General features: G+C 70.9%; 9 protein-coding genes and 1 pseudogene. 5 read left to right on the forward strand and 5 right to left on the reverse strand.

Going from position 1 to position 9438, the window contains the following annotated elements:
- Positions 1-31: 31 nt before the first annotated feature.
- Positions 32-1336 carry a serine hydroxymethyltransferase gene (gene glyA / locus CEY15_RS15720; protein ID WP_095719218.1) on the reverse strand — a complete coding sequence of 435 codons (1305 nt, stop codon included), beginning with the start codon at positions 1334-1336 and terminating at the stop codon, positions 32-34.
- Between the two features lie 135 nt (positions 1337-1471).
- Between glyA and coaA the strand changes: the two genes are divergently transcribed.
- Positions 1472-2404, forward strand: a complete 933-nt coding sequence (coaA, locus tag CEY15_RS15725) for a type I pantothenate kinase (protein ID WP_095719219.1) — start codon at positions 1472-1474, stop codon at positions 2402-2404.
- A 17-nt stretch (positions 2405-2421) separates the two neighbouring features.
- Here the strand turns inward: coaA and CEY15_RS15730 are convergent, their stop codons facing one another.
- A complete protein-coding gene (locus CEY15_RS15730) occupies positions 2422-3423 on the reverse strand; it encodes a tocopherol cyclase family protein (RefSeq protein ID WP_245847665.1) in 1002 nt (333 codons plus the stop codon).
- 115 nt (positions 3424-3538) lie between these two features.
- On the opposite strand from CEY15_RS15730, the gene CEY15_RS15735 reads away from it, so the two are divergent.
- Together CEY15_RS15735 and CEY15_RS15740 are read left to right on the forward strand one after the other, a co-directional pair.
- Positions 3539-3937 (forward strand): PH domain-containing protein, encoded by a 399-nt coding sequence (locus CEY15_RS15735; protein ID WP_176475148.1) that lies wholly within the window; start codon positions 3539-3541, stop codon positions 3935-3937.
- Positions 3934-5463, forward strand: a complete 1530-nt coding sequence (locus CEY15_RS15740; RefSeq protein WP_245847663.1) for a PH domain-containing protein — start codon at positions 3934-3936, stop codon at positions 5461-5463. Before CEY15_RS15735 ends, CEY15_RS15740 begins: the two co-directional genes overlap by 4 nt.
- Positions 5464-5511: 48 nt before the next feature.
- Here CEY15_RS15740 and CEY15_RS15745 read toward each other — a convergent pair whose 3' ends face one another.
- The 3 genes from CEY15_RS15745 to CEY15_RS15755 are packed head-to-tail and all read right to left on the reverse strand — an operon-like array spanning position 5512 to position 8152.
- Entirely contained in the window at positions 5512-6252 is a 741-nt protein-coding gene (locus tag CEY15_RS15745) for an MOSC domain-containing protein (protein WP_245847664.1), read from the reverse strand.
- Positions 6252-7019, reverse strand: a complete 768-nt coding sequence (locus tag CEY15_RS15750) for an isoprenyl transferase (protein ID WP_017835504.1) — start codon at positions 7017-7019, stop codon at positions 6252-6254. Before CEY15_RS15750 ends, CEY15_RS15745 begins: the two co-directional genes overlap by 1 nt.
- 59 nt (positions 7020-7078) lie before the next feature.
- Positions 7079-8152, reverse strand: coding sequence for a 3-deoxy-7-phosphoheptulonate synthase (locus CEY15_RS15755; RefSeq protein ID WP_095719220.1), 1074 nt, complete (start codon positions 8150-8152; stop codon positions 7079-7081).
- A 302-nt stretch (positions 8153-8454) separates the two neighbouring features.
- Here CEY15_RS15755 and CEY15_RS15760 point away from each other — a divergent pair, with 302 nt between their 5' ends.
- Positions 8455-8853 (forward strand): DUF2784 domain-containing protein, encoded by a 399-nt coding sequence (locus CEY15_RS15760; protein WP_095719221.1) that lies wholly within the window; start codon positions 8455-8457, stop codon positions 8851-8853.
- 110 nt (positions 8854-8963) lie between these two features.
- A pseudogene (locus CEY15_RS15765) lies at positions 8964-9438 on the forward strand (hypothetical protein); the annotation flags it as partial.

The raw sequence follows: 9438 nt of genomic DNA on the forward strand, positions 1-9438 counted from the left end.
GGGGGTCTGCTGCTCTACGCGGAGCGGGGCCTCAGCCCAGGATCGTCCAGTCCTCCAGGCCCTCGTACAACGGCTTCGCCGCGGCCAGCGCGGACACCCGCTCACGCAGGGCGATCACGTCGGCGCCCTTCCCCGCGGCGAGGGCGGTGCCGATGATGTCCGCGACCTCGCGAAAGTCCTCGGCCCCGAAACCGCGGGTGGCCAGCGCGGGCGTACCGATCCGCAGACCCGAGGTCACCATCGGGGGACGGGGGTCGAACGGCACGGCGTTGCGGTTGACGGTGATCCCGACCTCGTGGAGGAGGTCCTCGGCCTGCTGGCCGTCGAGCTCGGACTCACGGAGGTCCACCAACACGAGGTGCACGTCTGTTCCCCCGGTGAGCACCGACACCCCGGCGTCCTGGCAGTCCTGGCCGGTCAGGCGCTCGGCGAGGATCCTGGCGCCCTCGATCGTGCGCTGCTGCCGCTCCCGGAACTGCTCGGTGCCGGCGATCTTCATGGCGGTGGCCTTGGCGGCGATCGCGTGCATGAGCGGGCCGCCCTGCTGACCCGGGAACACCGACGAGTTGAGCTTCTTGAACAGGTCGAGATCGTTGGTGAGGATCATGCCGGAGCGCGGCCCGCCCAGGGTCTTGTGGACCGTGGTGGACACGACGTCGGCATGGGGCACGGGGCTCGGGTGCAGGCCCGCGGCCACGAGGCCCGCGAAGTGGGCCATGTCCACCCAGAGCTTGGCGCCGACCTCGTCGGCGATCTCACGGAACCTCGCGAAGTCCAGCGTTCGCGGGTACGCCGACCACCCGGCGATGATCACATCGGGCCGCTCCGCCAACGCCATCTCACGGACGGTGTCCATGTTGACCAGCATGGTCTCCGGGTCCACCTCGTAGGCGGCGACCTCGTACAACTGGCCGGAGAAGTTGAGCTTCATACCGTGGGTGAGGTGACCACCGTGGGCCAGTGACAGGCCCATGATCTTGGAACCCGGCGTCGCGAGCGCCATGAGCACCGCGGCGTTGGCCTGGGCGCCCGCGTGCGGCTGCACGTTGGCGTACTTGGCGCCGAAGACCTCCTTGGCGCGGTCACGGGCGAGGTTCTCCACCACGTCGACGTGCTCGCACCCGCCGTAGTAGCGACGGCCCGGGTAGCCCTCGGCGTACTTGTTGGTGAGGACGGACCCCTGTGCCTGCAGGACCGAGCGCGGGACGAAGTTCTCCGACGCGATCATCTCGAGCGTGTCCCGCTGACGAGCCAGCTCGCCGGCCATCGCCTCGGCGACCTCCGGATCGAGATCGGACAGGGAGGCGGTGAACACATCGGTGTTCGGGTCGGTCATCGTTGCTCCTCGCGCGTGGGCTTCTCACTTCGTACGAATCGTGTGCGGCCACGGCTCGTCTCGTCGTCGTCGTCAGTCTAGTGGCAGGGCACCTGGAGGCCTCTTCCCCGTGGGCACCTGACACAATCAGCAATCGTGAGCAGACATGCCGGCGACTACACGCCGTACGTGGAGTTCGACCGCCGGAGCTGGCGCCGACTGCGGCGAGCCATGCCGATGGTGCTCACCGAGCAGGACCTCGAGGGACTGCGTGGTCTGGGTGAACACCTGGACCTGGACGAGATCGCCGAGATCTACCTGCCACTCAGCAGGCTCATCCACCTCCAGGTCTCGGCCCGGCAGCGTCTCTTCCAGTCCACCAACCTGTTCCTCGGCGAGACCGTGGACGCCCCCATGCCGTTCGTGATCGGCGTGGCCGGGTCGGTGGCCGTGGGCAAGTCCACCTCGGCGCGTGTGCTGCGCGCGCTGCTGACCCGCTGGGACTCCCACCCCCGGGTGGACCTCATCACGACCGACGGTTTCCTCTACCCCAACCGTGAGCTCCAGAGGCGCGGGTTGATGCACCGCAAGGGCTACCCGGAGTCCTACGACCGTCGCGCGCTGCTGCGGTTCGTCACGGAGGTCAAGTCGGGCGCCCCGGTCGTGCGCGCGCCGGTCTACTCGCACACCAAGTACGACATCGTGCCCCACGAGTTCATCGAGGTCGAGCGTCCGGACATCCTCATCGTCGAGGGACTGAACGTCCTGCAGACGGGCCCCCGGCTGATGGTCTCGGACCTGTTCGACTTCTCGCTCTACGTGGACGCCAAGATCGACGACATCGAGAAGTGGTACGTCGAGCGGTTCCTGGAACTGCGCAGTACGTCGTTCTCCAACCCCAACTCACACTTCGCGCACTACGCCGATCTGTCCGATCAGGCGGCCCGGTTGGCGGCGCGCGAGATCTGGAACTCCATCAACCGACCCAACCTGGTGGAGAACATCCTGCCCACCCGGCCCCGGGCCACGCTGGTGCTGCGCAAGAACTCCGACCACTCCATTCAGCGTCTGCGTCTGCGCAAGATCTGACGCGCTCGGGAACTCAGTCACTCGGGCGCCGCGCCCGTCTCCCCCACCGGAACCCCTCGGCGCCGCAACTCGGCCTCCGCGCGGTCCAGTCCCCCGTGCTCCAGCGCGGCCTGCGGACTGTAGTCACGCCAGACAGGGCGCCCGAAGCGGCTCACCTCCACCTCGAGCTCGCCCGACAGGTGTTCGATCGCGCCGGCCGAGTTCCGCTTCTCCGACGGCAACGGCACGGGCAGCACGTGCGCCCGACCCAGCGGCGCCCGCCCGGTCACCTTGACCAGCCAGCCGTACCCGCGCCCCTCGAGCGCCCACACGTCGTCACCGACCTCCGCGCGGACCGGCGAGACCACGGGGTTGCCCAACCGGATCACCCGACCATCGGGCAGACGCACCACCACCGCGGTGACCTCGGTGCGCAGCGGGCCCGAATGGATCTGCCCGCCGGCGAACGCCACGCAGGTGTCGGGCTCGGAGAAGCCCTGGGCCTGTCCCCACCACCAAGAGTCGGGGAAGCCCTCCGCGCCCCAGTTCTTCTCCCCGTAGACGTCGGCGCCGTCGAATTCCCAGCGCCTGCCGTCCAGCTCGGCCCAGCCCCGCGCCCGACCTCCGAGCAACCACGGGTGCCAGTACTGGTTGAGGGCGGGGACGGCCTGGAAGATGCTCGACCCGCCGACGGCCCGGTGCGGCCACTCCACGGGATCGCTGATCTCCACGTGGAGGCGGGCCCCCTCGCCCATGTCCACGTCGACCCCGTCGGGCCGGTACTCGAACCGATCACCCGAGCGGGCCCCCAGGCGGTCGGGATCGGCCCAGCCCTCGGGAGCCGCGGACAGGCGGAGTGACGACGACGTCGCGCCGTCACCCGGCCGGGGATCACCGGCCGCCCCGGACCGGGGTGGCACCTCGTCGGATGCCAGGCCGAGGGTCGCCCAGTGCCCGTCCGGCCCCCGGTTGATCCCGATGAGCGCGATGAGGGCGCGGCCCCGGTCGCGGTCGGTCACGCGCAGGAAGTACCCCTCCATGGCCAGGGGCCCTATGTTGGACACCGTGTACTCCTCACCGATCGGGCTCAGACCACCACGCCACCGCGTCGACCCCCGGTGTCGCCGCTGGTGGACAGCCCAAGTGGGGCTATGGATGGCCGGGCCGCTGGTGGTGGCCGTCGTCCTCGGCCTTGCCCTGTCCCGGTGGATCCTCCTCGCGGCGGCGGGATGGGCGGTCGCGACGGCCGTGGCCCTGGTCGCGGTCCCGAGGATCCGCTGGGCGATCCACCGGTGGGAGGCCACAAACACGGCCATCTACAGCCGTAGTGGACTGTTCTGGGAGGAGTGGCGGGCCGCGCCGCTGTCCCGGGTCCAGACCGTCGACAAGACCCGTGGTCCCCTGCAACGGCACTTCGGGTTGGCCACCGTCGTGGTCACCACCGCCTCCTCGTCGGGGGCGGTCCGCATCAGTGCCCTCGACGCCGCGCAGGCCGAGGAGATGGCTGACAGGTTGACGCTGCTGGCGCAGGACGACCAGCGGGACGCGACATGACCACGCCGGAGCAGCACGATCCGCCGGAAGAGCACGGTGAACCCGGTCAGCCAGGCCAGCCCGGAGTGCCCACACCCGGGTGGCGACGCCTCGACCGTCGGACCGTCGCCGCGAGCACTATCGTGGCCGCGGGGGCCCTCGCCGTCACCGCGGTCCCCGCCGGCTCGGCGCTCCTTCTCGCCGGGGTGGGCCTGGGATGGGTGATGCTGTGGACCATCGGCGGCACGATCCTCGGCGCCGCGGCCACCGCGGTCATCGAGACCGCCCGGCTCGCCGTGACCAGCTATCGCGTGGGCGCGCACCGGATCGAACGCCGCGTCCGCTTCCTCTCCAGCTCCACCACCAGCCTGTCGACCGGCCGGGTGCGCACCGTGGAGATCTGGGCGGACCTGGTGCAGCGCCGGATGGGCGTCGCGACGGTGCGACTGGCCAGTGGCGAGACCGACGGGTCCAGACTCGTCCTCGGCGCCCTGGACCGCGAGGTCGCCGAGGAGCTGCGGCGGCGGCTCCTCGCCGAGCGCGCCGCCGCCGACACCACCGAACTCGTGCGCCTGGACCCGCGGTGGGTCCGCTACGCGCCCGCGAGCGTCATGACTCCCCTGTTCGGCCTCCTGGGCATCGGTGTGGTGTTCCAGGTCGCGGACTGGTTCAGGGCCGTGCCCGAGATGCTCGACTGGATCTGGTCCCGGATCGGCGACCTGCCGATCGCGGTGATCGCCGTCGGGGTGGTGCTTCTCGCCCTGGTGGTGGGCACCGTCGCCTCGGTGGCGCTCTTCGTGGAGAACTGGTGGAACCTGCGGCTCGAGCGCCATGAGGACGGTTCGCTCGAGCTGCGGCGGGGACTGCTCGTGGGCCGGCACACCTCTTTCGACGGGCGTCGCATACGCGGGGTCACGCTGCACGAACCCCCGGGGTTCAGAGCTCTCGGAGCTGCGCGGCTCGACGTGGTCGCCTCGGGGGTCGGCACCGGTAAGGACGACGAGGGGAAGAAGAAGCAGAGTCCGGCGTTGGTGCCCCCCTCGCCGCGGGCGGTATCTACCGGCGCGGCCGGGACGATCCTCGGTGAGCCGGTGCCCACCTCGCTCCTGGCCCACCCGTCCGCCGCGCGTCGACGGAGACTCGTGAGAGCGGGCGCGGCCGTTGTCGCGACCACGGGGGTGACGCTTGTCCCCGCGGTGCTGTGGCCGTGGCTCTGGTGGGTCCCGCTGGCCGCGCTCGGACTGTCCACGGCCATCGCGATCTGGGCTGCGCTCGACAACGTGCGGGGCCTCGGGCACGCCGTCACCGACGGGGTGGTCGCGCTCCGCAAGGGATCATTGACGCGGCGCACCGACATTCTCGAGCGCGACGGGATCCTCGGCTGGAACATCCGGCGATCCCCACTGCAGCGGCGAGCCGGCCTGGCGACGCTCGTGGCCACCACGGCGGGCGGCAGCGGGGCATTCCGGTTGCCGGACGTGGGTCGCGATCAGGCGCCCGCACTGTGGCGCACCGCCGGACCGGTGTGGGACCACCTCGCCGAGTGAGCACCGCCGGGTGGGCACCCGGTTGGATCGGTTCAGACAGCGTCCGGCTCAGTCGGCGTCCGTCTCGGAGGGCCGGACGTCCGTGGCGGGATCGAGCTTGCGGACCAGACTGGGCGCGAGGTCGGCCAGCGCGTACTCATCGAGGAGGCGCCGGGCCTCGTCGTCGTCGACCCCGGCGAACACCCGCCCGATGGTCACACCGTGCGTGGGCACGCTGACCACACGGATCTCGTCGCCCGCCTCCACAGGCCCCGCGCGCAGGACGCGGGCATAGGCACCCGGCCGCCCCGCCTCGGTGAACCGGCGCACCCACCTGGGCTTGTCCACGCGGTCGCCGAACGTCTTGCACGGGATGCGCGGGGTGGTGATCTCCAGGCGGAGCGGAGCCCGACGGCCGTGGGCCTGGCCGACCTCCAGCACCGTGCCGATCTGCAGCTGAGAGGTGTCGACGCCGGTCACGCGTAGGTTCTCGCCGAAAAATCCGGGCGGGATCGGCCCACCGAACTCGGGTTCCCACGGCGCGACGTCGGAGTCGGAGAGCAGGTAGACGGCCTTCCACACGCCGCCGTGATGTTCGCGATCGGCCTGGACGTCACCGTGGAGGCCGTACTCACGAACCTGCACGGGGCCCTCGACAGGCCTCTTGTCGATCGCCGTCACGCCGACCCGTCCCGGCACCGTGAGAAGCTGGTCCACCACGCAGACGGCCCGTACGGCGAACGACTCCGGCACCGCCGCACCGGATCCCGCCGTCGACGCCCCGGACCCGGGGTCTCCCGCGCCCGACATCAGTGGCCGAACCTGCGGTTGCGGGCACCGTAGTCGCGCAGGGCGCGGAGGAAGTCCACGCGCCGGAAGGCGGGCCAGTACGCCTCGGTGAACCAGATCTCCGAGTACGCGCTCTGCCAGAGCAGGAACCCGGAGAGCCGCTGCTCGCCGGAGGTCCGGATCACCAGGTCGGGATCGGGTTGTCCCGAGGTGTAGAGGTGCTCCCCGATGGCCTCGACGGTGATGCCGTCGACCAGGTCCTGCCCGGTCCGGCCGTCCTCGATCAGCTGGGCGACGAGCTCGCGGGTCGCGTCGGCGATCTCCTGCCGGCCGCCGTAGCCCACGGCGACGTTCACCTTGACCCCCCGGCGCCCGGAGCTCGCACGCTCGGCATGCCGCAGCCTCTCGGCCAGCCACTCGGGCAGCACCTCGAGCCGGCCGACTATCCGGACATCCCAGTTCTTGTCCGGGCCGGTGATCTCGTCCACCACGTCGGCGATGATCTGAAGGAGCTCGTCGAGCTCGTCGGCATCACGACCGAGGTTCTCGGTACTGAGCAGGTAGATGGTGGCCACGTCCACGCCCAGCTCGTCACACCAGCCGAGCATCTCGGCGATCTTGACCGCCCCCGCGCGGTGTCCGTGCGAGACGTCCGCGAACCCGGCCTCCTTGGCCCAGCGGCGGTTGCCGTCGGCCATCACGGCGATATGTCGTGGGAGCCGGGCACCCTCGAGTGACGACCGGAGTCGCGACTCGTACAGCGAGTACAGCGGGGAGGAGGCGTCCACTCGGAAGAGGTTACCGCGCGACGCCCCCTCCACAGGGGGTCCCCCTGACCCGTGGGGGTTCAGCCGCGTCGGCCGTCGCGCACCCCCGCGGCGAGCGCGCGCACTCCGTCCTCGGTGGTGTCCCAGTCGATGCAGGCGTCGGTGACGGACTTGCCGTAGACCAGTTCCGCGGCCTCGACCGACTGGGAGCCGGCTTCGAGGAAGCTCTCGATCATTAGCCCGGAAATCCCCTGCTCCCCCGCTCCGATGCGCTCGGCGAGCTCGGCGACCACCACGGCCTGGCGCTCGTGGGACTTGCCCGAGTTGGCGTGGCTCGCGTCGACCATCACCAGGCCGGGCAGCCCCACCTTGGCGACCGACGCCACCGCGGAGGCCACCGACTCCGCGTCGTGGTTCGGACCGCGGGTCCCACCGCGCAGGATCACGTGGCAATCGGTGTTACCGGCCGTCTCCACCACGGCTGCCCGACCCTCGGCGTCGGTGCCGAAGAACACGTGGCGCGACGCCGAGGACCGGCATCCGTCCACCGCGACCTGCACCTCGCCGTCGGTGCCGTTCTTGAACCCCACCGGCATGGACAGACCGGAGACCAGCTGACGATGCACCTGGCTCTCGGTGGTCCGCGCCCCGATGGCCCCCCAGGAGACGGCGTCGGCGATGTACTGCGGGCTCGTCGGCTCGAGGAACTCACAGCCGACGGGAAGTCCCAGGTCCAGCACGTCCAGTAGGAGCCTGCGGGCGGTGCGCAGACCGCGCGGGATGTCGTAGCTGCCGTCGAGCGCGGGGTCGTTGATAAGGCCCTTCCACCCGACCGTCGTGCGCGGCTTCTCGAAGTAGACGCGCATGACGATCAGCAGGTCCTCCGAGACCTCCCGGGCCAGGGCCGCGAGGCGCTCGGCGTAGTCGAGGGCGGCCTCGGGGTCGTGGACCGAGCAGGGGCCCACCACCACGAGCAGGCGGTCGTCGCGCCCGGCGAGGATATCGGCGATCTCGCTGCGGCTGCGGTCGACCAGTGCCTCGCGGGCCTCGCCCAGCGGGAGTTCTCCGAGGATCTCGGTCGGCGTCGGCAACGGGGAGTAGGACAGGACGCGCCGGTCGGCGGTCTGGGTGGGGTTCTCGGCGGTGATGGTCACGGCAGTGTGCTCCTGATGCGGTGGTCGTGGCGGGCCGGGTGCCGTGATCCTGGTCGGTGCCCTGTGTCGCACCCGGATCCGCCGTGGGAAATAGCGGGAGGCGGCGACCATGGTGGTCACCGCCTCTGGGCTCCGGGTGTCGGGACGTCCGGTTAACGGACGCGTGCGCTCGCGGCGCGGGCTCCACCCGGAGCCCACATAAAGCGCCAATATGCGCGAGCGATCGACATGCCGGTCACCGTAGCAGAGGCTGCGGGAGTCAGGCCACTCGCGCCCCGCGCTGCGGCTGGCACCCTGGACTCATGGGTTACCGACTCGTCGCTGACGCCGCGATGATCCTCCATGCAGCGTTCCTCGTGTACATGGTGGTGGGCGGCTTCCTCGCGTGGCGGTGGCGGTGGACGTTCTGGCCCCACCTGGCGACGGCCGCGTACGGACTGGGGATCGCGACGGTGGGGTGGGTCTGTCCACTCACCCACGTCGAGAACTGGGGACGCGCCCGCGCGGGTGAGGAGACGCTGCCCTCCTCAGGGTTCATCGACCACTACCTCACCGGCGTCATCTACCCCGCGGAGCATCTGTGGACGGCCCACGTCGCCGTCGCGGCCGCGGTGCTCGTCTCGTGGGCGGGTCTGGCGTATCTGCAGTGGCGAGCGCGCGCACGGCCTGACAGCCCCGCATCGCAGGTGCAGCAGTCCTGAACGAGGACGGACCGGCCTCCATTGCTCGAACTCTTGTCCGAAACTGCCGGCGACTGTAGAATCGCATGTATGTTCGACTTACGGCTGGGGGTGTGGTGGTAGTGGTTCCGATGACGACGACGAGCTCGGCGGCGTTCGGGGCGCTGCGCGCCGTGCCGGAGGCTCTGGACACGCTGGGCGCCGAGGCGCTCAGTGAGGTGGCGCGGTCGGCGACGCTGGCGCAGAATCTCGCGGCGGCGACCCGGTTGCGGGCCGCGCATCACCTCGTCGAGGCGTTGGCGCGTCTGGATGAGGCGGCGCACGATGACGGGGCGAGCCCGCGGCCGGCGTTCGCCCGCCTGGACCCGGCCGACCGGGCCCGTGACCACCTGGCCGCGGCCATGTCCCTGACCTGCTGGCACGCCGCACGCCTGGTCACCGCCGGCACCCAGATCCACACCCGCCTGCCCCTGCTGCGCAAGGCCGTCGACCGGGGCCTGCTGCCCGAACAACTGGCCATCGACACCGCCTGCCGACTGGCCGAGATCCCCGACGAGCTGATCGCGGCAGTGGAATCGGAGGTCGTCGGCGCCCTGGCCCGGGACC

This window comes from Dietzia natronolimnaea (assembly GCF_002289575.1).
Lineage (GTDB): Bacteria > Actinomycetota > Actinomycetes > Mycobacteriales > Mycobacteriaceae > Dietzia > Dietzia natronolimnaea_A.

Bases quoted from the DNA above. Each gene is read 5' to 3' on its own strand.
- CEY15_RS15740 (WP_245847663.1), top strand. From the start codon at position 3,934: ATGACCACGCCGGAGCAGCACGATCCGCCGGAAGAGCACGGTGAACCC.
- glyA (WP_095719218.1), bottom strand. From the start codon at position 1,336: ATGACCGACCCGAACACCGATGTGTTCACCGCCTCCCTGTCCGATCTC.
- CEY15_RS15730 (WP_245847665.1), bottom strand. From the start codon at position 3,423: ATGGAGGGGTACTTCCTGCGCGTGACCGACCGCGACCGGGGCCGCGCC.
- CEY15_RS15745 (WP_245847664.1), bottom strand. From the start codon at position 6,252: ATGTCGGGCGCGGGAGACCCCGGGTCCGGGGCGTCGACGGCGGGATCC.
- CEY15_RS15760 (WP_095719221.1), top strand. From the start codon at position 8,455: ATGGGTTACCGACTCGTCGCTGACGCCGCGATGATCCTCCATGCAGCG.
- CEY15_RS15735 (WP_176475148.1), top strand. From the start codon at position 3,539: ATGGCCGGGCCGCTGGTGGTGGCCGTCGTCCTCGGCCTTGCCCTGTCC.